The sequence below is a fragment of the Acidovorax sp. FG48 genome (assembly GCF_057809085.1).
On record NZ_JBMDJH010000001.1, the window covers coordinates 516,833 to 539,948 of the forward strand.

The window sequence follows — 23,116 nt, forward strand, 5'->3', positions numbered from 1 at the left end:
TGGTTTGGCAAGCCGCTGGTCAGCGGCGGCACGCTGCGCCTGTGGGCGTCGCTGTTTGCGACGTCGAGGCGTTAACTGTCAGCCGGATCAAACTATTAAAGCCGTGATGGTTCGTGCAATGCGTTAGTTTCAGGCATGTCTGCACGCATGTCCGTTTGGGGTGGCTGCGGAGTGATGTTCAATCGCCATATTCCCACAGCCACCGTGTCAATCAATCGCGTTTAGTAGGTCAGTTACAAGCCCATGTGCCATTACTGCGTGTAAACAGCGTGTTTCCATAGATCAACGCACTCCCGTCGTTGGCAAGGGCCCACGGGGTCAGCTGCTGAGCAGCGCTCACGGCCTGTCCTTGAAGAGTCCATGTGTCACTGCTGCGTGAATAACGTGCAATGCGCTGCGTCTCGCCAGAGTAGGTCGCCGGGTAGTGCGCCAGCATCCACATCCAGGCCGGCAGCTCACAAACGCGCCCACCAGTGCCTGCACCAGCAGCGAACCCCAGACAAAGCCGCTGAAGTGCCAGACCCAGGCCCAGCGATAGCACTGTCAATACCGACGTGCTCACACCCACCTGATACAGCAGCTGCTTGGCCGTCGCCACCCTGACCAGTACCTGCTGGAAGCCCCAGAAAATGCAGCAGGCGAGCAGCAGGGAGATGGCGAGGGCGTCGATGTGGGTTTTGCGGGTGGTGGGGGCGTTCATGTCTTGATTCTGGCCAGGTGACAGTGGGTGGCACAGGCCATGCTCTGGCTTGGAGCGCGTGGTTTCGTGAATGTGGCGGGATGTGCATCGTTGTGTGGCATATCCCTTGTGGTGGCTATGGACCCATCCCGTGGTGGGCTCCTGGCCTTGCGAATTCAGTTAGTTGGTTGCGTATGTGAACTGCGGCTCGCGCCCGGCGTTGGGGGTCGCAATGTTCTGTGAGTATGTGACAAAAGCCCGTGCGTCTGCTTCATGACTCGGCGATGATGTGACTCATAAGATGCATTTAGTTATACCCAGTCAATGCGATTCGGTAGTCCTAGATTTCTGCGGAATGGGCTGCAAGATTTTGTTGTGCATTTGATATGTCCTATAGCCTTCCTATCAGAGCACTCAGTGCCCTGCATCGCAAATCCGCAGCGAAGATATGGCCTGAACACTTTGCGAAGTTCTGCTGTCGACGGTTTCGCTGCCTCACAAGAGCGAGGTGATGGGGCGGTTTCAAGACAAGCTGCCTTCCGTGACGCAATTCAGCGCCCAGTGGCGAGAGTTTGCCGCGTTGGACCTGAGTCCTACCGGTATGGTCTTATGGCACAGCAACCAAGAAGATGCCATCGCGCAGATTTTTAACGCGCACAGCGTCTATACCCAAGTCATAGACCGTAGCACTTACACGGAGCACGGCATCCAGACAACCAGACCTGTCTCGAAAATTCACAGATTCATGTTGCACATGTACACCTTGTCCATGGAAGAGTCACTCGCCAGGCAAAAGAACGTGACCAAGACCTTTTTTTCGCCCATGACCCGTCCTACCTGGCGTTGACACGAGGACCTTTCAAAAAGGGTATGTGTCATGGAATCAAGTGTCAAACGCACGCAGCGCGACTACACACTGGCCTTTAAGTTGGCGGTGGTGGAGCAGGTGGAAAAAGGCGAGCTCACGTACAAACAGGCGCAGCAGCACTACGGCATCCAGGGTCGCTCGACGGTTCTGGTCTGGCTGCGCAAGCACGGTCGCCTGGGCTGGAGTCCTGCGGCATCATCTGCAGCCATGCCGATAGACAAGAAGAACACTGGTGCTCTCACGCCCGAGCAGCAGATCAAGGCGCTGCAGGTGCAGCTCGCACAGGCGCAGGAGAAGGCCGGGCTGTTCGAAGCCGTCATCGACGTGCTGCGCAAGGACTATGGGGTGCGCATCGTAAAAAAGCCTTTGGGCAAGTCCTCGCGCAAAACCTCATCGCAGGGTTGAGCGTGAAGAGGGCTTGCCAGCATATGGGCCACAGCCGTCAGGCCTACTACCAGGGTAGGCGCCGCGAGGCCGATCGCTTGGCGAATGCGCAGACGGTGGTGGAGTTGGTATGCGAGCAGCGCATGCGCCAACCACGCATAGGCACGCGCAAGCTGCACCACTTATTGCAGGAGCCGCTACAGCGCCGAGGCATCGACTTGGGCCGCGATGCAATGTTCGACGTCCTGCGCAATGCCAGGCTGCTGGTGGCACCCCGGCGGGCGTATCACAAGACAACAGACAGTCACCACCGCTTCAGGCGCCATCCGAACCTTCTCAAGGTAGGGCCGCAACAGATCCACGCCAGCGGCAGCGAGCAGGTCTGGGTGGCTGACATCACCTACTTGCCCACACACGGCAAGTTCGTCTATCTGAGCCTGGTCACGGATGTGTATTCCAGGAAGATCGTCGGCTGGCACGTGCATGAGAGCCTGCAGACCGAAGAGGTGGCGCAGGCCATGAAGATGGCGCTCTCGGGGCGACAGAGCAGCCGACAGTTGGTGCACCACTCCGACAGGGGTATCCAGTACTGCGCGACGTACTACCAGGCCCTGCACAAGCGCCACGGCGTGATCTGCTCGATGACGGACGGCTACGACTGCTACCAGAACGCGCTGGCCGAGCGGGTCAATGGCATCTTGAAGAGTGAGTTCTTGCTGCAGCGCCCCGCCGATCTGGGGCAGGCCAGACGCATGGTCGAGCAGTCAGTCGACATCTATAACTGCGAGCGACCGCATCTGTCGCTGAAAATGCAAACGCCCGATGCAGTGCATCGGGCGTCATTGGCCGGATAGTCCGGCTGGAGTTTTTAACCGTCCTGGGTGTCAACGCTATTCAGGACGGGTCACCAGGTCGGGATTTGATTTGAAAGACTTGGCCCGCATTCTTGACGCACCGTCGGTCATTCACGACAGCTGCGATTTTTTTCTGGATTTTCCGGGGGCGAAGGTGTCGCAGATGTATGCCGCACTTGGATTGCACCCTCGCACAGCCGAGCGTCGTTTCCGGGCTGAAGGGGTGACGGCCATGGCCCTCAAGCGGGCCTGTGCTTTGTCATCTGCAACGAAGTATGTGCTGTGGTCCGATCTCACGTTGGCGCAAATCGCTGGCCAGTGTGGCTACAGCGATGGTGCACATTTGCATCGGGATTTCCGCCAAGCTGCAGGTGGCATCCCTCCCTCCATTTTCAGGCAGGTAGGGCGGCTGATGAAAGGCCATGCGGTGCACACATCCGCGCTAGCGCTGAAAGTGCACGACCACGTAGATGAACAGACCGACCACACCTGCCAAGCCCAGGCTGACGGTCAAGCCCAAAGTCCAATGCAGGCGAAATAAGCGCGCCAAAAGCCATTTGCAAACGCCAATGAGTACCGACGTGATCAGGCAATAGAGCAACAGGGTCCAGTAGCTCTTGCTTTGAAATGCCTTGTCCAGCACTTCATAAAGTGCTTTAGGCCAGTCTCCCGTCCATTGCACAAAAGCTTTGGCAATCTGCCCTGCAAACGAAGGATCGGCGGAAAACTTCGGGAATTTTGTGACCAACAACTCAGCGGCAGCACCGATCAGGACAAGAGGCAGTGTGAAAACTAACAAATTCCAAATGAGCAGCCCGAGTGCTTCACTACCCTTGTCTTGTTGACCTTGCTTTTGAGAAGCGGGCGATGCGTAGGGTACCGGGGCGCTGTCGTGTGGAGTCGAGTAGCTGGGATAAGACGGAGTTAGCGTTGCTTGGCTGTTGCGTCGCTCGTCCCACTCCCGGTCGTCTGCATCTTTCTGTTGTTGAATGCGGTCATATGCCGCATCGTTTTCTTGTTTTGTGTGTCTCAGTCTCTCGTTCTCCTGTTCCTCTGCCTGTTTTTTGCGCCAGTGGGCCCCTTCGTCGAGCCGCCTTTGCTCGTCGTCACGGCGCTGTTGTTCTTGGCGTTGCTCGTCATACCGGCGGCGCTCATCGTCTTGTGTGTTGTACATAGAGGGCTTCCTGCCGTTGGGGTGATGGGGCTGCTCTTAGCGTACGCGCACCATCGCCATGGGGCGCACGAACCGCGTCGGCATGCCTTGGCTGTCGTTGGCCGCACCCGCCTCGCGGTGGCTGACCATGTGCAGCCCCTCGCGAGATGGGTGTAGCAGCAGCCGGTCTTCATCCTGATGCTGGTTGAGTGCAATCAACGCAACCAATGCACCATTCGCGGCGATTCCTATGGAGTCCGGGCTGTTGGGCGCGGGTATGACGGCCCCCACGTACTGCACCTGCCCCGCTGAAGAAGGTTGGATCAACAAAATGCCCTGGACAGGCTGTCCGCTTTCTGGAAGCGCTGCGGTGCGGCGGCCTACAGCCTGGGTTGTGCGTTGGGGGAATTGGTACGCAGCGTACAGACTGCCGGTGCAGTCGGGGCTGCGAAAAAAATAGTCGGTGGTTTGAAACCGTGTCCCAGCCCCTGCAATGGACAGCTCTCGCTGATAACTGATGAATTGGTTGTCCCCGCGCACTTGTATGCGTCCGCAAGCGCCTTTGTATGCGCCATCGATGGAAGCGCTTGTCCACAGATCCTGCCCCACTGGTGAAGCTGCTGGGGCGGGCGCCATGGGGGCTGCGGGAGCGGGAGCTTCCTCCACCATCGGTGCGGGTGCGGCGGCAGGTGCGGGTGCTCGTCTGCTCTGGCCATAGCTGGTGCTGGCAAACCCGATGGCCGCTACAAAGACGAATATGAGGTGGGCGTTGCGTTGGATGTGCATGGTGTTACCGGGCTCGGGGTTGGATGCTCCGCATGGGAACTATGGGTAGTGCAACAGAACTGCAGGCTCTTTTAAAGTCATCGCGCAAGAATGGCTTGGATGTCGCGGGCCGAGGTGGTCCAGCGTTGGCCGCCAAACTCGCAGGCGTAACTTGCGCTCGGATTGAGTCCTTGCTCGATGAGCCAGCGTGCCAGCAAGTCATCGCCGGCAATGTGCGCGTAGACGAGTAAATCCATGTCCGCACACAAGCTCAGAAACTGAACCACAGGGTTGTGAAAGCGCTTCTTGGCGTAGGCGCTCAATGTTTCCAGGTTCTTCAGCGTCAGGGCATCATCGATAGCAACTCCAGATTCCAGACCTGAAAGTGGCAGTCCGGCGCGGAGATCCATGCCTTGGCGCTGGTAGAGCTGCAGCAGTGCAATGCGATCGTCTCTTTTTTTGTTCAGCCCCCAGAGCAGGGTCAGCTTGTGCTGGGGGAGACTTTTGCCCGCCTGCACCCTTTTCTCGAAATAGGGATAGTCCCCTTGCATGAGGCGCTCCAGTGGATCGTCCAGGGCGGAGTCCAGCGAGGTTTGAAGGGCAGCCACTTTGCTGTCGACGCCGTCCAGCGTGGTTTGAATGCGCTGGGTATCGCTGCGCAAATCCAAAAGCAAAACTTGGACATTGCGCAGATTTGGCATTGCGCTGGCTATCAGTCCGCCGGTTTTCGAATGGGCTTTGGATGCCTGCCCTAGCGCTAACGCCAGGAGTGCAATGATTCCGATGACCTGCCATGCAGGAGACTTCCATAGCGGCCCTGGAGGTGCGCGCAAACGATTCAAGACACTGGCACCCCAGGAATCGCTCGAGGCTGCAGTGCGTTGACAGCGTACTTCGATGCCAATGGCCAGCAGCACCAAACCCGCCAGTGCATAACTGAGCCATGCCAAATAGGCGGCCTGGGGCGCAAGAAAGTCCAGTACCGCTGCGACGGTGACAGCCATGGCAATCACCGAGTTGAACGGGATGACGTGCTCTTTGACGAACTCGTAGATGCGCATGGCTGAAATAATGTTGGGCGTGCTGCTTGTGTTAGCGCACAGCCATCCAGCCCGCATCGCCTTTTTGGAGATAGAACTTGTCGGTGACCGCCCCACCACCTATCGCTTGGCCTTTTTTCATATCACCGGCAAACGTAAACACCAGCACCTGAGCAGTCTCTGGGAGTTCTTTGAGATCTTTCTTGGCTGTGACGGTAGTTTCTGCCTCAATAAGCCAGCGACCATCTTCTTGTTTGGCCTTGTTCTTGATTTTGACCTGGGTATCGAAAACGTCGTTCCAGCGCAATCCTAGCGGTGCCAATTGCTGGTCCACCTGTTGCACGGATTGTTGAGTGACCGCCTGTACGTCAGCGTCTGAAGGGCCGTTGGAGCATGCGACCAGCGCCAAGGCGAGTGCTGCTGTGGAGATTGTTTTCAAGAACTTCATGGATCCTCCTGTGTAAAAATGGCGATGACCAGGTACTGCAAGGCTGCAGCGTGATGCAAATCACGTGGTTGGGCTGGCATTAATGCCGCTTGGTGTCTCCAGGCTGTTGTGGCTGTGTGCCTCACGAGCGCGTGCGTGTTGCTGCTCGAATCTGTTGTCGGTGGGCCGTGAAGGGAGGATCGCCTCAAGCAGCTTGGGCAACGCCTTACTACTCGTCCCTTGCATGACTGCAGATGAGGTCCGTCGTTTCGACACGCATGGTCTAAAACACGGGCTCTGTAGTGCCCAGAGGTCGGAGATGAAGGCCCGTTTTTGTGCGCTGGATGTGATGGCGGTTTCCCGTGGGGTCTTGGAGCATCGGAAAAACCATGCTGGGTGCTGGCATATCGTCTCGCAGGTCCCCACTGCAGTGACCGTATGGTGTGCGTCCAACCCAAGCGATAAACGCGCCACCTTGTGGATTGCTGCACATAAACCAAGTGTGCGCTGCAGGAATCCCTGACGGTCAAGCGTCGGCTGGATAGGCTATTGCTCCAGCATTTGCAAGTCCCAAGATCGCACAAGCGGCTCCCTTAAACAGGCGCATTGGATTTTCTCCCTCGATTTCCCAGCTAGTAGTTTCCGAGAATTGTGCTTGTTTGTTTTTGTAAATTTGCGACATGAACCTCATGGGTTTCCCTCGGAAGGCTCTCAAATTGCGGTGACCTTACGTGATGTCGCTTTGTTGGGCTCCACGTAAGCGAGCCATATCACTTGCCAAAGTGTCCCCGGCGGGTTGGCGTTTGCGTTTGTACACCGTTGTTTTTGAAGCCGATCTGAGGTGCTTCATCGCCTCGGTGCGGAGGTTACTGGAGTGTTGCGCTATGGGGGTGCGCATGGGCATCGTCATCGCCGAGATGACCTCGCAGCGCCCGTGCCAATCACCCGCACTTGCCACAAGTATCTGACCGAACGAAGGCCACCTATTCAAAACTGCGTACCGTTTGCAATTCGAGGGGGGCTGCTGCGTGGGCCGCAGAGGCCTGCCTCATGTCACCGAATGTGAGCGTTTGCCCCGCTGGTAGCGGCTTGGCCGGACGCTGCCGCTACACTCAGGGCTTTTGGCTGCGCCCGGTGGCGTGGCTGCTCAACACCCCCTCATGGCCCTTACGACGGCGGCGCAGTCCCGCTCCAGCTTTGACCTCAAGAGCGCCTCGCTACCAGTGGTGGCGGTGTTGCTCAAGACCACCGACGCCGCCCAGTTCTTAGCCGATCTGGCCGAGCGCGTGGCCGATGCCCCGGGCTTTTTTGACAACGACCCCGTATTGATCGACCTGGCGCCCGTGCGCGAGGCCGAAGCGCCCATCGACTTTGCCGCCATCGCAGCCGCGCTGCGCCAGCACAACACCCTGCCTGTGGCCGTGCGCGGCGGCAGCCCCGCCCAGATGGAGGCGGCGCGTGCTGCAGGCCTGGCCGCAGCGCCCGATGCGCCCCCCGCGCGTGCCGAGGCGCCCGCGCCGGTGCAGGAAGTGGTGCGCGAGGTGATCCGCGAGGTCGAGGTGGTACGCGAAGTGCCCATGCCCGGCCCAGGCACCGTTGTGGTGGACAAGCCCTTGCGCTCCGGCCAGCAGGTGTACGCGCGCGGCGCCGACCTGGTGGTGATGGCCGTGGTGAGCTTTGGCGCCGAGGTGATTGCCGATGGCAACATTCACGTCTACGCCCCGCTGCGCGGCCGCGCGATTGCCGGTGCGCGGGGCAACACCGAAGCCCGCATTTTTTCGACCTGCCTGGAGCCGCAACTGGTCTCCATCGCAGGCATCTACCGCACCACCGAGACCGAGCTGCCCGCCGAGGTGCGTGGCAAGCCGGCTCAGGTGCGCCTGGAAGGCGAGAAGCTCCTGATCGAGCCGCTCGCCTGAGCCCCCATTTCATTCGTACCAACCCACAGAGAATCAGCAACACATGGCCAAAATCGTCGTCGTGACCTCCGGCAAAGGTGGCGTGGGCAAGACCACCACCAGCGCCAGCTTTGCCACCGGCCTCGCCCTGCGCGGCCACAAGACCGCCGTGATCGACTTTGACGTCGGCCTGCGCAACCTGGACCTCATCATGGGCTGCGAACGCCGCGTGGTGTACGACCTGATCAACGTGATCCAGGGCGAGGCCAACCTGAACCAGGCGCTTATCAAGGACAAGCAGTGCGACAACCTGTTCGTGCTGGCTGCCAGCCAGACGCGCGACAAGGACGCGCTGACGCAAGACGGCGTGGAAAAGGTCCTCAAGGACCTGGCCGCGATGGACTTTGAATACATTGTCTGCGATTCCCCCGCGGGCATCGAAAGCGGCGCGCTGATGGCCATGCACTTTGCCGACGAGGCGCTGCTGGTGACCAACCCCGAGGTGTCTTCCGTGCGCGACTCCGACCGCATCCTGGGCATGCTGGGCAGCAAGACCAAGCGCGCCATTGAAGGCGGCGAGCCCATCAAGGAACACCTGCTCATCACGCGCTACAACCCCAGCCGCGTGCAGGACGGCCAGATGCTGAGCCTGGAAGACATCCAGGACATCCTGCGCATCAAGCTGATCGGCGTGATTCCCGAATCCGAAGTGGTGCTGCAGTCGTCCAACCAGGGCACGCCCGCCATCCACGCGCAGGGCAGTGATGTGAGCGAGGCATACATGGATGTGATCGACCGCTTCCTGGGGCAGGACAAGCCGCTGCGTTTCATTGACGCCGAAAAGCCCGGCTTCTTCAAACGCCTGTTCGGGAGCAAATAGCCATGGCTTCTTTCCTGTCCTTCCTGCTCGGCGAGAAGAAAAAAACCGCCAGCGTTGCCAAGGAGCGGCTGCAGATCATCCTGGCGCACGAGCGCAATGGGCGCAATGCCTCCGAGCCCGACTACCTGCCCGCACTGCAGCGCGAGCTGGTGGCGGTGATCTCCAAGTACGTCAAGATCAACCCCGACGACCTCAAGGTGCACCTGGAGCGCCAGGACAACCTGGAAGTGCTGGAAGTCAAGATCGAGCTGCCCGATACCGTGCGATAGGCCGCCACGGCCACCGGGCCGCGCACTCCCGTCGCGCCCCGCGTCGCCCCAGACCCTGCCCCGCAACCTGCGCGGCAGGGTTTCTTTTTTGGGCTGGTGGGGCCTGATTTGGCCTGACAATTGCTAGATGTACTAGGGTAATCCCTAATCTCTCGGCAACAAGGCTCCTGTGGACACAACCTGGAAACTCAGCTGGCAGCGTGCACGCAACCACGAAGGCGTCACGCGCGGCGCGCGTGCCTTGGTCGCCCTGGCCGCCGTGCTGGCCTATGGTTGGTGGGCTGACTGGCGGGCCGAGCTGATGCCCGTGCTGCTGGGTGTGATCGCCAGCGCACTCACCGAAACCGACGACAGCTGGCGCGGGCGCCTGCGGGCGCAGTGCCTGGCGCTGGCGTGTTTTGGCCTCATGGCCGGGGCCGTCTGGGCGGCGGTGTCCTGGCCCTGGGTGCTGATGGGGGTGATGGCGCTGCTGGCCTTTGGCATCACCATGCTGGGGGCGCTGAGCGAGCGCTACCGCGCCATTGCCTTTGGGTCGCTCATCCTGTTCATCTATGCGGGGCTGGCCGCCCACAGCAGCCGTGCGGGCGCGGGCGATGCCATTCCCCGCATGCTTGCGGGCGCAGCCTGGTACGGCGTGGTGTCGGTGCTGTGGCATGCCGTGCTGCCGCGCGCGCCAGTGCGTTACCGCCTGGCCAAGCTCTACGCCATGCTGGGCGAATACTTGCGCCTGAAGGCGCTGTTGCTGGAGCCGGTGCGCGATGTGGACCTGGAACGCCGCCGCATGGCGCTGGCGCTGCACAACGGCCGCGTGGTGGACGCCCTCAACGCCACCAAGGAAAGCCTGATCAGCCGAATGGGTGCGGGCGCACCCCCGCTGTGGCTGCAAACGGCCATGCACCAGTACCTGGCGGCGCAGGACGTGCACGAGCGCGTGAGTTCGTCCCACGAGCATTACGACCTGCTTGCCCAGTCGTTCTTTCACAGCGACGTGCTGTACCGCTGCCAGCGGGTGCTCACGCTGCTGGGTGAACAGGCGCTCAAGCTGTCGGTGGCGATCGAGGCGCAGACGGTGCCCCAGCACTGGGGCGTGACGGCCCGCGCCATCGAGGACATGCAGGCCGCCGTGGCGCACCTGGCGTCCCAGCCGCAGTCCATTGGTGCTGCGTCCCTGCCTGCCCAGTCCCGGGCATTGCGGTCGTTGCAGGCGCTGGCCGACAACCTGACCGCACTGGCCGGGGTGTTTGCCGGTGCGCTGGCGCTGCCCGCCCACACCGCTGAAGCGGCGGTGGACTACGCCCTGTTTGACCGTGAGCCCCGCAGCCTGCGCGATGCCTGGGCGCGCCTGCGCTCGCACTGGCAGCTGCAGTCCCCCTGGCTGCGCCACAGCTTGCGGCTGAGCCTGTCCCTCATGGTGGGCTTTGCGCTCATGCAGGCCACGGCGGACCCGCACGGGTACTGGATCTTGCTGACCATCGTGTTCGTGAGCCAGCCGCAGTACGCGGCCACGCAGACGCGGCTGATGGAGCGCGCCAAGGGCACTGCCATGGGGCTTGCGCTGGGGTGGGCGGTGATCCAGCTGTTTCCGGGCGAGCTGGTGCAGGCCGCCTTGCTGGTGCTGGGGGGCGCTGTGTTTTTTGGGGCGCGGCACACCCGCTATACCCTGGCTACGGCGGCTGTCACCACCTTGTTGCTTCTCAGCTTTCACCAGATGGGCGCGGCCAGCGGCGTGATCTCCGCGCGCCTGCTCGATACCGTGGTCGGCTGCATGATCGCCGCCATCGCCTCATGGCTGGTGCTGCCGTCGTGGCAGTCGCGCCACTGGCCCCGGCTGGCCGCCCAGGTGCTGCAGACCCAGGCGTTGTACCTGCGGGAGATCCTGGCGCAGTACCAGGGTGGCAAGTGCGACCACCTGGCCTACCGCTTGGCCCGGCGCAATGCCCACAATGCGGATGCCGCACTGTCCAACTCGTACAGCGCCATGCTCAAGGAGCCCTTGCATGTACGTGGCAACGCCGAGGTGGTGGGGCATTTCCTGTGCCTGTCGCACACCCAGCTCAACTACCTGTCGGCACTCGGTGCCCAGCGCGGCGGTGCGGCGGCCCAGCCCATGGACGAGGCCACGCGCGAACTGGCGCAAAGCCTGCTGGCATCCCTGCAGCAACTGGCGCTGGAGCTGGAGCGCGCGCAGCAGTCAGGCCGGGTGCGCAAGTCCCACAGCGCCCCGGCAGTGGCCCAGGTGCTGCGCGAGTGGGGCACGGTACCGGCAGCGCCCAGTGCGCACAGCCTCATGGCGGCGCAGCTGCAGCTGGTGGGCAAGGTGTTCCCACAGCTGCAGGCGCAGGCGCGCCAGCTGGTGACCACGGAATAACCTGGGTGGAGTGCGGCGCGCGAATGCTGCCGCAGCCGGGTCAGCGTGCGTGTTTGGCGAACTTGCCCGCAAATGCCTGGGCAATGCTCAGCCCGCGTTGCCCTGCGACCAGCGTCGCGGTCTGCCCGGCGGCGATGGTGCCGGGCCGGTCCACCGCCAGGTAGTAGCCGCAGCAGCCCGCCAGCGCCATGGCGCGGCCGGCCTGGGCAAAACCCATCACGGCATTGAACTTGAAGCAGGGCTCGCGAGGCGCCGCTACGCGCAGCACGCAGTCGGGGAAATGCCACTCGTCGCCCACAAACACCTCATGCTCCAGCGGTCCGTCAATGGTGAGGTTCTCGCCCATGAAGCCCGGCGGCAGCGCTTCGTCGAACAGGCTCACGCCCCGCTCGCGGCGCTGGGCTTGCCAGAACGCATAGTGCGCGGCGGGGTAGGCATACACCGCCTTGGCCAGGCCGCCATGCACGCTCAGGTCGGCCTGCTCGTCCCCCGCAAGCCCCAGCGGGCCCACGGCCACGGGGCCCGTGACGGAGGTTTTGCCGATGGCGGTGAGCACCGACCGCTCGCCCACCTTCAGGCGCCGGGCGGTGCCAACGTTCACGTGGCGCACGACGACGGCGGGCGCCGTCACAGCGGGTGCTCGGTGTAGAACTTGCCGCCGTGGTACAGCAGGGGCGATGCGCCCTCGCGGTGCTCGCAGCGCTCCACCTCGCCCACGAAGATGGTGTGGTCACCCTCCTTGTACTGGCTGCGGTTGAAGCATTCGAACGTGGCGGCGGCACCGGCCAGCAGCGGCGCGCCGCTGATACCGGGACGGTGCTCCAGGCCGGCCCAGCGGTCAATGCCGCGGGTGGCGAACCGTTCGGCCAGGTCCTTCTGGTCCGCTGCCAGCACATGGATGGCGTAGTGCGAGCCGTTGGCAAACGCCGGCATGGTGCTGGCGCCGTGCGACAGGCTCCACAGCACCAGCGGGGGCTCCAGCGACACCGAATTGAACGAGCTGGCCGTGAGCCCCACCAGTTCACCCGCCGCATTGCGGGCGGTCACGATGGTCACACCCGTGGCGAACATGCCCAGCGCATTGCGGAATTCGCGGGTCGAAAAGCTCGGCGGCAGGGCGAGGGCGGGGCGGGGGAGCGAAGGGTTCACAAAAGCGGCGCCAGCGGTGGCGGCGTGGGGGCAAGCGACAGGACCTATTATCAGGCGCCACCCTCCGCCGCGCTGTTGCGGGGTTTACATCTGCTTTTCACCGCATGGCCGCATTGCTTCCCACCTTCACCACCCTCGGCTCAGGCCCCACCGTGCTTATGCTGCACGACGCGGACGGCGACCACCTCACCTTTGCGCCCCAGGTGGAGACCCTGGCCACCGCTGGCTACCGGGCCGTGGCCTGGGACATGCCCGGCTATGGCCGCAGCGCGCCTGTGGAGCCCTACACCTTCAAGGCGCTGGCACAAAGCTGCCTGGCGCTGATCGATGCGCTGCGCTGCGGCCCCGTCACGCTGGTCGGCCACGGCATGGGCGCCATGGTGGCGCTGGAGGCCGCCGTGCGGGACGCGTCCCAGGTGCGCCGCATGGTGCTGTGCGCGGGCGGTCCGGCGCTCGATGCCCAGGCCGTGCAGGACTGGGTGGCACCGCGCGAGCAGGCCCTCAAGGCCCTGGATACCGGCGGCAGCATGGAGCAACTGGCCCAGACCCTGGTGCCGCGGTGCATCGGCACCGGCGCCCTGCCCGAAGGCGTGCGGCTGGCGGGCCACGCGCTGGGCCAGGTGTTCCCGGGCGCCTACCGCCGCGCCCTGGAGGCCCTGCCCACGTTTGACCGGGGCGCTGCCGCGCTGGCGCACCTGACCATGCCGGTGCTGCTGGTGGGCGGCGATCAGGACCGGTGCACTCCTCCGGCAGCCCTGCAGGCGCTGGCCCAGGTGTTGCCCGATGCCCAAACGGTGCTGCTGCCGCATGTGGGGCATTGGCCCCAGCTGGAAGACCCCGAAGGGTTTGACGCAGCGCTGCTCGATTTTCTGGCCCAGCGGCGCACGCTGCACTGACCCTTTGGACCCCGCTTTGCCCGGCCGCCGCGCCGGGGCATGAACGCTGCCTTTTTTCTCCATGTTGTTTGCCCTCAAGAAAATTCTGTCTGCGCTGCTGCTGCCGCCGGTGTCCAGCATCGTGCTGGCGCTGTTTGGCCTGTGGCTGGCGCGCTACCACCGCCGCACGGGCAACACGCTGGTGGTGTTGTCGCTGTTGTCGGTGCTGGTGCTGTCCTGGCCGCCGGTGTCGGACGCGCTGGTGCGCAGCCTGGAGCGCTACCCCGCCATCACGCCGCGCCAGCTGCCCGAGGCGAAGGTGCAGGCCATCGTGGTGCTGGGCGGCGGTGCCGACACCGTGGCACCTGAATACGGGGTGGACGTGCTCAGCCGGGGTGCGCGCGAACGGGTGCGCTATGCCGCCTACCTGCAGCAGCAGACGGGTTTGCCCATCCTGGCCACGGGGGGCTCCACGGGCGGCACACGGGCCGAGGCCCTGGTGATGAAGGATGTGGTGGAGCGGGAGTTCAAGGGCCGGGTGCGCTGGACCGAAGTGGAGTCCCTCGACACCCGCAACAACGCCACCAGGTCGGCCGTCCTGCTCAAGGCCGCAGGCATCGAGCGCATCGCGCTCGTCACCCACGGCTGGCACATGGTGCGTGCCGCCCGGGACTTTGAGCAGGCCGGGCTGCAGGTGCTGCCGGCGCCCATGGGCTTCAAAGGGGGGCAGGCGCGCAAGCTGTATCGCGTGCTGCCGCGCGCCTCGGCGTTGTCCGACAGCAGCCTGGCGCTGCATGAGTGGCTGGGCATTTTGGCTCAGCGTGCTTCGCTGGACCGGTGAGAGCCTGTGGACGATCCCCTGCTAGATCGCCAACACGCTCTGAAATCAGCCTGCGGCGGGGGCCACCAGGAAGCGGCTGGCCGCCTCCACCGCCTGCGCATCGGCCTGCACGGCGCCCGGGGGGCCGCCCTTGCCCCACAGCGCACCGCCCCAGGTCATGGACAGGAACTGCGCGCACAGCGCCACCGAATCGATCATGGGCTGGGCCTTGGTGCGGTCGCCGCTGGTGGTGATGAGCGACAGCGTCTTGCGGCCCATGGCGTCCTTGAAGTCCAGGCCCGGCACGCGCATCCAGGCGCTCCAGTGGTCAAGGTAGGTCTTGAGCGGCGAGGGGATGCTGTACCAGTACACCGGCGCCACCCAAACGATGTGGCTGGCGGCCAGCGTGGCGTCCAGCAGGGTTTTCATGTCGCCCTCAGGCGGTGCGTAGGTGCCGGTGGTGTGGCGCTGGTCCACAAAGGGCGGCAACTGCATGCGCGCGAGGTGGTGCCAGGTTTGCTCCGTGCCCGCAGGCAGAGCCGCTGCGGCCTGCCTTGCCAGCCATTCGGTGTTGCCGAGGTGGCCGGGTTCGCGGGTGGAGGTGGTGAGGAAGAGGTAATGGGGTGCAGACATGGCCGGCATCGTAGCGGGACCGGCCCTTGTCTGCAGGCGCGCTGTGGGAGCCGCCCCTTAGAACGTGTTCACGATCTTAGGCCGCGACCACGGTGCGCGGCGCGCGCACGGCTTCGGCCCCCAGAAAGCCGAAGTTCATCGCAGGCTGCTCGCCGCTGATCAGCTCGGCCAGGGCCTTGCCCGAGCCCGCACCGTGCGTCCAGCCCAGTGTGCCGTGGCCCGCGTTCACCCAGAGCTTGCCCACGCGGGTGCGGCCGATGAACGGGATGTTGGTGGGCGTGGCGGGGCGCAGACCGGTCCAGTACTGCGGGTTGCCGCCTTCCTCGGGCGTGCGGGTGTCGCACACGCCGGGCAGGATGGCCTCGATGCGGCGCGAGAGCATGTGGCAGCGGGCGCGGGCCAGCGAGCTATCGAGGGTCAGGTCCCAGCCGTTGAGCTCGATGGTGCCCGCCACGCGCAGGAAGTTGCCCAGGCGGCTCATGGCGATCTTCTTGCCGTCGTCGATGGTGGAGACCATGGGTGCACCCTCGGGCTTGAGCAGCGGGAAGGTCGCGCTGTAGCCCTTGCCGGGGTAGATCGGCAGGTCCACGCCCACGCTGCGCAGCAGCGGCGCGCTGTACGAGCCGCAGGCCACCACAATGGCGTCCGCCTTCAATATGAAGTCTTTTTTGCCGCTTGCGCTAGTGGAATTTGGCATGACTGCTACTGAATCAATAGCATTGCCAATCTTGTTCAGACGCAGCACATCGTGGCCGTACAGGAACTGCACGCCCCGTGCCGCGCAGCGGCGGGCCAGTTCCTGGGTGAAGACCCGTGCATCGCCGCTTTCGTCGGTGCTGGTGTAGGTGCCGCCGGTGATCTTGTCGCCGTAGGCCTTGAAGGCCGGTTCGATCTTGAGCAGCTCATCGCGGCTCACCAGGCGGCGCTGCACGCCGTGCTTGCGCATCAGCTCCACGGCATGGCCTGCGGCGTCAAACGATTTCTGGTCGGTGTAGAAGTGGGCAATGCCGCGTTCGAGCCGGTTGTATTCGATGCCGGTGGTTTTCACCAGGTCCTTCAGTGCGGCATGGCTGTAGGCGCCCAGCGCCACAATCTGTTGCACATTGCGCTCGAAGGCCGCATCGTTGCACTGCGCCAGGAACTGCAGGCCCCAGCGCCATTGCTGCCAGTCCATCTGCGGGCGAAACAGCAGCGGCGCCTCTTTGTCGAACATCCACTTGAGCGCCTTGAGCGGCGCCTCGCGGTTGGCCCAGGGCTCGCAGTAGCTCACCGAGATCTGCGCCGCGTTGGCAAAACTGGTTTCGAGTGCTGCATCGGGCTGGCGGTCGATCACGATGACTTCGTGACCGCGTTCCAGCAGGTGCCACGCTGTGCTGATGCCGATGATGCCGGCGCCGAGAACAATGGTTTTCATATGCGGAATGCCTTGTGAGCCTTTGCGTGCCACACGCCCCAGTGCGGGACACGATGGGGCGCAGTGTGCGCGACATTGCATTCAACTAAAAGCAAAATTAAACTTACTCCAAAAACATCAGCGCACCTAATGAATAGCGCTGCGGAGACAACCCTCTTTTGTTCGAGTCCGAGACCATGAGCACCTACGATCCCGCCGCCCTGGAATGCCTTGCCGCCATCGTTGAAGAGGGCGGCTTCGAGCGCGCTGCGCAGCGCCTGAACGTCACGCAGTCGGCCGTCTCGCAGCGCCTGCGTGCGCTGGAGGCGCAGGTGGGCTCGGTGCTTATCGTGCGCAGCCGCCCGCTGCGGCCTACGTCGGCCGGGCAGCTACTGCTCAAGCACACCAAGCAGATGCGCCTGCTGCGCGCCGACCTGGAGCGCGACCTGCAGGAGCTGGCGCCCAGTGCCCCGGGGGGCTCGCGCGAGGACGAGCGCATCTCGATCGCCATCAACGCCGACAGCATCGCCACCTGGGCCATGGGCGCGCTGCACGATCTGGTGCGCCAGCGCCTGCCGCTCGAAATCATCGTGGACGACCAGGACTTCACCCAGGAATGGCTACGCTCCGGCCAGGTGCTGGGCTGCGTGACCACGCTCAAGCAGGCACTGCGTGGCTGCAAGATGGTGCCGCTCGGGGCCATGCCCTATGTGGCGGTGGCGTCGGCCAGTTATGCGGAGCAGTACCTGCCGCAGGGGCTGACGCCCCACAACTTCCGCGATGTGTCGTTTTTGTCGTTCAACCGCAAGGACGACATGGCGGCCGAGTTTGTGGCCCGTGCGTTCGGGCTCAAGCGCGTGGCGCTCAACCACCTGTTTGTGCCGGGCTCCGAGGCGCAGATGCGCGCGGTGGCCGCTGGCTGGGCCGTGGGGGTGATGCCCGAGCTGATGGCGCGGCAGGCGCTGGCCGACGGCAGCATGGTTGACCTGGCCCCAGGCCGCTCACTGCCGATCCAGCTCTATTGGCATTGCTGGAACCTGGAGTCCGAACTGCTGGATGCATTGTCGGCAGCGCTGACGGGCGCCGCGGCCCAGGCGCTGGTGTCCTGACACGGCCTTGCTGTTCGCCACATGCGGGGCACAAGGCACGGTTTGTGCTGTCAAAAACGTGAACGACGTAGTTGCATTGCAACTTAGTCATTTATTTTTTTACTGCAATGTATAAAATAGACGCCATGCAAACGCCGCAACCCAAAGTCTCTTTCAAGGAGCAGATGCATCAGGCCCGCGAGGATGCCATCCTCCAGTCCGCTTGCCGCCTGCTGGGCGAAAAAGCCTTCGACGCCATGACCATGGACGACGTGGCCAACGCCGTCGGTATCGCCAAGGCCAGCCTGTACAAGCATTTCTGCAGCAAGGAAGAGCTGTGCAGCGCCGCCATGGTGCAGATCCTGGGGCGCGTACAGGCTTATCTGGCAGGGTTGCCGGCCGACATGCCCCCGCTGGAAAAGCTGCATGCGCTGGTGCGCTGGTCGCTGGAGCGGCTGCTGACCAACGAGATGCCCCTGCTGCCCAGCCGCAACTCCACGCTGCGTGCGGTGCTCATGGCCAACAAGGACTACCTGAACGGACTGGTGGCTGTGAGCGACCAGATCGGCGAATGGATCACCCAGGCCCAGGCCCAGGGGGTGATCAGCCCCACGCTGCCACCGCTGGTCGTGCTGTACACCCTGTATGCGCGTGCGTGCGACCCGGTGGTGAGCTTCCTCAAGGAAGGCGGGCAGTATTCGGACGCCGAAATCGTGGACCTGGTGGTGCGCACCTGTTTTGACGGGCTGGCGGCGCGTTGAGCCAGGCAGCTTCATAGGCCACACAGCAAAAAGCCCGGCATGCCGGGCTTTTTGCTGTGTGGGTGCTGCGCCGGTGGGGCCAGGCAGCACCTGCGGTCCTGTCACTTGGGCAGGATCACCTTGTCCACCACGTGGATCACTCCATTGCTGGTGAATACGTCGGTGGCCACAATGCTGCTGGTGCGCATGTTCTGGTCGGTGATCACCAAGCTGGCGTTGATGGTGAAGGTCTGGCCCTGCACGGTGGTGATGGCGGTATTGACGGGCACTTCGGCCTTGAGCACGCGCGCGGGCACCACGTGGTAGGTCAGCACCTGGGTCAGCAGGGTCTTGTTGGCCAGCAGCGCGTCCTTGGTCACGCCCAGCTCGGTCAGCAGCGCAGCAAACGCGGCGTTGGTGGGGGCAAACACAGTGAAAGGGCCAGCGCCTTGCAGTGTGCTCACCAGGCCCGCGGCCACTACGGCCTCGACGAGGATGCTGAAGTCCGGCAGGGCCGAGGCCGTGGCCACGATGTCCTTGTCGGCGGGCAGCAGCACCTTGTCCACCAGATGCACCACGCCGTTGCTGGCCTGGATGTCGGTGCTGGTGATGGTGCTCACGCGATTGCGGCCGTCGGTGATCTTCAGGCCGTTGTTCGACTCGATCTTGAAGAAGCCGCCCGACACCGGCGTGATCGCCTTGCCCAAGGGCACATCGGCCCGCATCACCTTGCTGCCCAGCACGTGGTAGGTGAGCACGGCAGTCAGCAGGGGCTTGTTGGCCAGCAGCGCTTCCTTGGTCACACCCAGTTCGGTCAGCAACGCGGCAAACGCTGCGTTGGTGGGAGCGAACACGGTGAGCGTGCCCGTGCTCAGCGTGGGCGCGAGGCCCGCAGCGACCACGGCTTCGACCAGGATGCTCAGCTCGGGGGTGTTTTGTGCCAGCTCGACAATGTTGCGCTGGGGCTCGTCGTCTCCGCCCCCGCAGGCTTGCAGCAGGGTGGTACTGGCGCCCAGGGCGGCAGCCATCAGGACGGTGCGGCGATTGAATACGGTGTTCATAGCGGCTTCTCCTCGTGAATGGATGGTGGGTGAAAAGAGCGGTGGTGCCGGTGGCTTACTTGGGCATCAGCACCGTGTCGATCGCATGGATCACGCCGTTGCTGGCGGCCACGTCGGTGGCGATGACCTTGGACTGGTCGACCATCACGCCCATGCTGGTGCTCACGGTGAGTTCCTGGCCTTGCACGGTCTTGACCTTGCCCGCCTTCACATCCTTGGCCATGACCTTGCCGGGCACCACGTGGTAGGTCAGCACCTTGGTCAGCGCGGCCTTGTCGGCCAGCAGGCCGTCCAGTGTGGCCTTGGGGATTTTGGCGAAGGCTTCGTCGGTGGGCGCAAACACCGTGAATGGGCCGGGGCCCTTGAGGGTGTCCACCAGACCGGCGGCCTGCACGGCGGCCACCAGGGTCTTGAAGTTGCCCGCCTTCACAGCAGTATCGACGATGTCTTGCGCCATGGCGCTGAAGGTGGCGCCAGCGGTCAGAGCGAGTGCAATCAGAGTCTTCTTCATGGGTCGTTCCTCTCGGTTTCGATGGAATTGACACGCCAAGATGGGCGTGGCGCGAATGTATAACCATTTGGTACGAAAGTAAACTGATTGGTTATTCAATAACCATTTAGTCGTAACGAGATGAAAAAAAGCCCTGCAAGGCAGGGCTTTTGGATGGTGTTGCGCAGTTGCGCAGCGGAGCTGGCAGTTCAGCGAACGATCAGCAGCGGTACCTTGCTGTGCGCCAGCACCTGGGTGGTCACCGAGCCCATCACCAGCGTGGCGATGGCACCATGGCCGTGCGAACCCATAACCAGCAGGTCGAACTTGCCGGTGTCTGCCACCTTGGCGATGGTTTCGCCCACCGCGCCGACCTTGACGCTGCGCTTGGCATCCACGCCATGGCGGCCGAGGAACTTGCACACCGGTGCGAGGATTTTTTCGGCTTCTTCGGCGTGGTAGTTGTCCACCACTTCCTTGCCCAGCGCGGCACGGGCGCGGGGAGGCAGCGGGGCCTGCACCGTCAGCACGGTGTAGGTGTGGGTGCCGCCCAGCAGTTCTTCGTGGGTGGCCAGGTAGGCCAGCATTTTCTTGGTGTAGGCGCTGCCATCGACAGCAAGCAGGATGTTCATGGTGTTCTCCGAAAATGGATGGGGCAGACTACTCTGCGCGGGTGCCTGTTGTCTTGACCTGGGTCATGTTGTTCTGTTCGGCGCGTGGCGGATTCGTGCGAACCGCATGCTGATCATACGGTGACCACGCAGCGCGGCTGAAACGCTGCCTGCTCGCCCTTGCGTGCGTAACCGAGCGGGTTGGCCACCACCCGGCACTGCCAGGGCGATCCGTCGCTGCGCTGGCCCTGCACGGTGTAGTCGCTGGGCGCATGCAGGTGGCCATGCAGCCACAGCGGGGTGTGCATCAGCAGGTCGTCCAGTGCGTTGCAAAACCCTGCTGTGCCAGGCACCAGACCGTAGCGGGGGTCGGCGCTGCGCAGGCTGGGCGCAAAGTGGGTGACGACCACGGTGGGGCCGTCAAAAGGCTGCTGCAGCACATCGCGCAGCCACTGCTGGCACACCAGCGCCTGCTCGCGCATGGGCTCGGCCAGAAACGGCTCTGTGTGGCGCGTGCCCCCGGTCTTGCGCAGGTAGAAGTTGGCCGCGCGAAAGGCCTTGTCCCGCAGCTTGAGCCGGCGCGTGAGGTCGGTCGTGCCCTCATGGTCGGCCAGTGCGTCGAAATCGCTCCACAGCGTCGTGCCGACAAAACGCACGCCTTGCAGCACCAGGGTTTCGCGCTCCAGCCACACAATGCCCAGTCGCTCGCAGGTCTGGCGCAGGCGCAGGTGCGCGGCATCGAAGTCCTGGGCGTCGTACTCGTGGTTGCCGGGCACAAACAGCACGGGGGTCGGCCAGCCTGCATATTGGGGCAACGTCGAAAACCGGGCCAGGCCGAAGTCGTCGTCGTCCAGTTGAGAGCCCTGCTGGTAGGAGCCCACGTCCCCCGCCAGCACCAGCACATCGGCGCCGGGGGCGGGTTCGGGCACAAAGTGCGGGTGAGCCTCCAGATGGAGGTCGGAGAGAAGCTGGATATTCATCAGATTGGGCGCAGATGGGTGCAGTCTACGGCGTGCCGTGCAGGTCCTGCCCGGGGAAGGTGCGTCGCGCTGACTGCGCGAGGGCCTGCAGCAGCCAGGTCATCGCGGCCTGCTGGGGGCCGCGCCGGCGCCACAGGGCATCTACGTGCACGGCGGGCACGTCCAGCGGCAGGGCCCGTTGCACCAGGGCGTCGGCAATGCCGGTCACCGGCACAAAGTGGCGTGGCAGCACGGTCAGCAGGTCCGAGCCCGACACCACCCGCCCTGCCGTGAAGAACTGATTGACCGTGATCACCACCTTACGCTCGCGGCCCAGCGACGCCAGGGCTTCGTCGATGAAGCCAAAAGGGCGGCCCGAAAAACTCACCAGCATGTGCCGCGCGGCGCAGTAGGTGTCCAGCGTCAGCGGGGCGTCGGCCAAAGGGTGGCCCTGGCGCATCACGCACACGTATTCGCCGTCGTACAGTCGGCGACTTTCAAAGGCCACCACGCCGCCTGATTGCGCCCGCGCGGTGAGGTCGGCAAGCGCTGCGGGAAAGTAGCCCACGGCCATGTCGGCCGCCTCTTCCTCTAGCAGGCGCCGGGGGTCGCGCGTGGTGAGCGGCAGCACGCGAATGGAGATGCCAGGGGCTTCGCGCTCGATGATTTCCACCAGGGCGGGCACCAGCGTCGCCGCCGTGGCATCGGCCATGGCCAGCACAAAGGTGGACTCGGCCGTTGCCGGGTCAAAGTGACCGGGCGCCAGGGACTCCTGCAAATGGGCCAGGGCCTCGCGCACCGGCGGCCACAGGGCCAGTGCGCGCGGCGTGGGCTCCACCCCCTGGCCGCTGCGCACCACCAGTTCATCGCCCACCACGTCCCGCAGGCGCCGCATGGCGTTGCTGACGGCTGGCTGGGTGATGGAGAGCTTGTGCGCGGCCCGGGTAAGGCTGCGCTCGGCCATCACCTCGTCAAAGACGCGCAGCAGGTTCAGGTCCAGGGAGCGGAAGTTCAAAGGGGTCATGGTGACCCTACAGCATATTCATCACTGATATGAATATCAATGATTCAAAATATAAACTTGAACATGCAAAGGGTAAACCCTAATATCACCCCATCGCCCGGCAATCTCGCCACAAGCGTTAGAAAAGGGAAACCGAAATGACCGCCTTTGCACACGTTGAGTACCCCACCGAACACCCCGGCGTTGTCCGCGCCGAAAACGCTGCCGCCGCCCTGAAGAGCGCTGCCGCCCATTTTGACGGCGCGCGTGGCGCAGCCTCCTTGCTGCTGGCCGCCGTGGTCTCCGCGCTGCTGGTGGTTGCCAACCAGGTGATCGACACTTGGACCGAAGGCCACCTGCTGGCTGCCTGGATGGTGCTGTGGCTCGTGGCCTTCGCCGCGCTGGCCCTGCTGACCAGCCCTGCCCGTCGCGCCGGTGTGGCGCTGCGCGGTTCCGCGCTGGCTTGGGCCGAAAGCCGTCGCCGCGCCGCTGAAGACCAGCGCACCTGGCAAGTCGCTATGAAGGACCCCCGCATCATGGCCGAGCTGAACCACGCAATGGGCATTCCCACCGTGGACAGCATTCGCAAGTACTACTGAACTGAGGGTTTAGCGCAGCACACGCTGCGCAATCCAGCGAATTTAAGCCGTGGCAGACGCCACGGCTTTTTTTGTGTCTGCGTTTGTCATGCCCCACATGCCCCATTCCT

The 23,116-nt window shown here is 63.6% G+C and carries 27 protein-coding genes; 12 read left to right on the top strand and 15 right to left on the bottom strand.

Going from position 1 to position 23,116, the window contains the following annotated elements:
- Positions 1-229: 229 nt before the first annotated feature.
- The gene (locus ACODSU_RS02385; RefSeq protein ID WP_488839780.1) at positions 230-700 is read right to left on the bottom strand and encodes a hypothetical protein; all 471 of its coding nucleotides are present in this window, start codon (positions 698-700) and stop codon (positions 230-232) included.
- Positions 701-1,220: 520 nt separating this feature from the next.
- On the opposite strand from ACODSU_RS02385, the gene ACODSU_RS02390 reads away from it, so the two are divergent.
- From ACODSU_RS02390 to ACODSU_RS02400, 3 genes are all read left to right on the top strand, one after another.
- Complete coding sequence (locus ACODSU_RS02390; RefSeq protein WP_488839782.1) at positions 1,221-1,526, top strand: hypothetical protein; 306 nt, start codon at positions 1,221-1,223, stop codon at positions 1,524-1,526.
- Positions 1,527-1,556: 30 nt separating this feature from the next.
- Positions 1,557-2,785, top strand: a protein-coding gene (locus ACODSU_RS02395; RefSeq protein WP_488839784.1) for an IS3 family transposase whose coding sequence is annotated in 2 segments (ribosomal slippage) — positions 1,557-1,901 and positions 1,904-2,785 — 1,227 coding nt in all. Because the reading frame shifts where the segments join, the coding sequence is not laid out codon by codon here.
- Between the two features lie 163 nt (positions 2,786-2,948).
- Positions 2,949-3,326, top strand: a complete 378-nt coding sequence (locus ACODSU_RS02400; protein WP_488839963.1) for a helix-turn-helix domain-containing protein — start codon at positions 2,949-2,951, stop codon at positions 3,324-3,326.
- Here the strand turns inward: ACODSU_RS02400 and ACODSU_RS02405 are convergent.
- From ACODSU_RS02405 to ACODSU_RS02425, 5 genes are all read right to left on the bottom strand, one after another.
- Positions 3,228-3,959: a hypothetical protein gene (locus ACODSU_RS02405; RefSeq protein WP_488839786.1), complete on the bottom strand. Its 732-nt coding sequence runs from the start codon at positions 3,957-3,959 to the stop codon at positions 3,228-3,230. The genes ACODSU_RS02400 and ACODSU_RS02405 overlap by 99 nt on opposite strands.
- Before the next feature lie 36 nt (positions 3,960-3,995).
- Positions 3,996-4,574, bottom strand: coding sequence for a hypothetical protein (locus ACODSU_RS02410; protein ID WP_488839787.1), 579 nt, complete (start codon positions 4,572-4,574; stop codon positions 3,996-3,998).
- A gap of 227 nt (positions 4,575-4,801) precedes the next feature.
- Positions 4,802-5,764 (bottom strand): hypothetical protein, encoded by a 963-nt coding sequence (locus ACODSU_RS02415; RefSeq protein ID WP_488839789.1) that lies wholly within the window; start codon positions 5,762-5,764, stop codon positions 4,802-4,804.
- Positions 5,765-5,795: 31 nt separating this feature from the next.
- Complete coding sequence (locus ACODSU_RS02420; protein ID WP_488839791.1) at positions 5,796-6,191, bottom strand: hypothetical protein; 396 nt, start codon at positions 6,189-6,191, stop codon at positions 5,796-5,798.
- Positions 6,192-6,696: 505 nt separating this feature from the next.
- Positions 6,697-6,852, bottom strand: a complete 156-nt coding sequence (locus ACODSU_RS02425; RefSeq protein ID WP_488839793.1) for a hypothetical protein — start codon at positions 6,850-6,852, stop codon at positions 6,697-6,699.
- A gap of 478 nt (positions 6,853-7,330) precedes the next feature.
- Between ACODSU_RS02425 and minC the strand changes: the two genes are divergently transcribed.
- From minC to yccS, 4 genes are all read left to right on the top strand, one after another.
- Positions 7,331-8,089, top strand: coding sequence for a septum site-determining protein MinC (minC, locus tag ACODSU_RS02430; protein ID WP_488839795.1), 759 nt, complete (start codon positions 7,331-7,333; stop codon positions 8,087-8,089).
- Positions 8,090-8,132: 43 nt separating this feature from the next.
- Positions 8,133-8,948: a septum site-determining protein MinD gene (gene minD / locus ACODSU_RS02435; protein ID WP_488839797.1), complete on the top strand. Its 816-nt coding sequence runs from the start codon at positions 8,133-8,135 to the stop codon at positions 8,946-8,948.
- A gap of 2 nt (positions 8,949-8,950) precedes the next feature.
- Positions 8,951-9,217: a cell division topological specificity factor MinE gene (gene minE, locus ACODSU_RS02440; protein WP_015011987.1), complete on the top strand. Its 267-nt coding sequence runs from the start codon at positions 8,951-8,953 to the stop codon at positions 9,215-9,217.
- A 169-nt stretch (positions 9,218-9,386) separates the two neighbouring features.
- Entirely contained in the window at positions 9,387-11,585 is a 2,199-nt protein-coding gene (gene yccS / locus ACODSU_RS02445; RefSeq protein WP_488839799.1) for a YccS family putative transporter, read from the top strand.
- A gap of 40 nt (positions 11,586-11,625) precedes the next feature.
- On the opposite strand, the gene ACODSU_RS02450 is transcribed toward yccS, so the two are convergent.
- Complete coding sequence (locus ACODSU_RS02450) at positions 11,626-12,216, bottom strand: MOSC domain-containing protein (protein ID WP_488839801.1); 591 nt, start codon at positions 12,214-12,216, stop codon at positions 11,626-11,628.
- On the bottom strand, positions 12,213-12,734 hold the full coding sequence (locus ACODSU_RS02455; RefSeq protein WP_015011990.1) for a flavin reductase family protein: 522 nt from the start codon (positions 12,732-12,734) through the stop codon (positions 12,213-12,215). Before ACODSU_RS02455 ends, ACODSU_RS02450 begins: the two co-directional genes overlap by 4 nt.
- Before the next feature lie 104 nt (positions 12,735-12,838).
- On the opposite strand from ACODSU_RS02455, the gene ACODSU_RS02460 reads away from it, so the two are divergent.
- Entirely contained in the window at positions 12,839-13,630 is a 792-nt protein-coding gene (locus ACODSU_RS02460) for an alpha/beta fold hydrolase (protein WP_476016466.1), read from the top strand.
- 61 nt (positions 13,631-13,691) lie between these two features.
- Entirely contained in the window at positions 13,692-14,450 is a 759-nt protein-coding gene (locus ACODSU_RS02465) for a YdcF family protein (RefSeq protein WP_488839803.1), read from the top strand.
- A 45-nt stretch (positions 14,451-14,495) separates the two neighbouring features.
- Here ACODSU_RS02465 and ACODSU_RS02470 read toward each other — a convergent pair whose 3' ends face one another.
- Together ACODSU_RS02470 and ACODSU_RS02475 are read right to left on the bottom strand one after the other, a co-directional pair.
- The gene (locus ACODSU_RS02470; protein ID WP_209816613.1) at positions 14,496-15,071 is read right to left on the bottom strand and encodes a flavodoxin family protein; all 576 of its coding nucleotides are present in this window, start codon (positions 15,069-15,071) and stop codon (positions 14,496-14,498) included.
- 67 nt (positions 15,072-15,138) lie between these two features.
- Positions 15,139-16,476, bottom strand: a complete 1,338-nt coding sequence (locus ACODSU_RS02475; protein WP_343734165.1) for a D-amino acid dehydrogenase — start codon at positions 16,474-16,476, stop codon at positions 15,139-15,141.
- A 176-nt stretch (positions 16,477-16,652) separates the two neighbouring features.
- Here ACODSU_RS02475 and ACODSU_RS02480 point away from each other — a divergent pair, with 176 nt between their 5' ends.
- Entirely contained in the window at positions 16,653-17,564 is a 912-nt protein-coding gene (locus tag ACODSU_RS02480; protein WP_476016464.1) for a LysR family transcriptional regulator ArgP, read from the top strand.
- A 125-nt stretch (positions 17,565-17,689) separates the two neighbouring features.
- Positions 17,690-18,304 (top strand): TetR/AcrR family transcriptional regulator, encoded by a 615-nt coding sequence (locus ACODSU_RS02485; RefSeq protein WP_056057714.1) that lies wholly within the window; start codon positions 17,690-17,692, stop codon positions 18,302-18,304.
- Positions 18,305-18,405: 101 nt separating this feature from the next.
- Here the strand turns inward: ACODSU_RS02485 and ACODSU_RS02490 are convergent, their stop codons facing one another.
- The 5 genes from ACODSU_RS02490 to ACODSU_RS02510 form a co-directional block, all read right to left on the bottom strand.
- Positions 18,406-19,344, bottom strand: a complete 939-nt coding sequence (locus ACODSU_RS02490; RefSeq protein WP_395457445.1) for a fasciclin domain-containing protein — start codon at positions 19,342-19,344, stop codon at positions 18,406-18,408.
- Positions 19,345-19,399: 55 nt separating this feature from the next.
- Complete coding sequence (locus tag ACODSU_RS02495; protein WP_110960543.1) at positions 19,400-19,855, bottom strand: fasciclin domain-containing protein; 456 nt, start codon at positions 19,853-19,855, stop codon at positions 19,400-19,402.
- A gap of 188 nt (positions 19,856-20,043) precedes the next feature.
- Positions 20,044-20,466, bottom strand: coding sequence for a universal stress protein (locus ACODSU_RS02500; protein ID WP_015011999.1), 423 nt, complete (start codon positions 20,464-20,466; stop codon positions 20,044-20,046).
- 113 nt (positions 20,467-20,579) lie between these two features.
- A complete protein-coding gene (locus ACODSU_RS02505; RefSeq protein WP_015012000.1) occupies positions 20,580-21,425 on the bottom strand; it encodes a metallophosphoesterase in 846 nt (281 codons plus the stop codon).
- Positions 21,426-21,450: 25 nt separating this feature from the next.
- The gene (locus ACODSU_RS02510) at positions 21,451-22,428 is read right to left on the bottom strand and encodes a LysR family transcriptional regulator (protein WP_488839805.1); all 978 of its coding nucleotides are present in this window, start codon (positions 22,426-22,428) and stop codon (positions 21,451-21,453) included.
- Positions 22,429-22,565: 137 nt separating this feature from the next.
- On the opposite strand from ACODSU_RS02510, the gene ACODSU_RS02515 reads away from it, so the two are divergent.
- Positions 22,566-23,006, top strand: coding sequence for a hypothetical protein (locus ACODSU_RS02515; protein ID WP_343734168.1), 441 nt, complete (start codon positions 22,566-22,568; stop codon positions 23,004-23,006).
- Positions 23,007-23,116 lie beyond the last annotated feature (110 nt).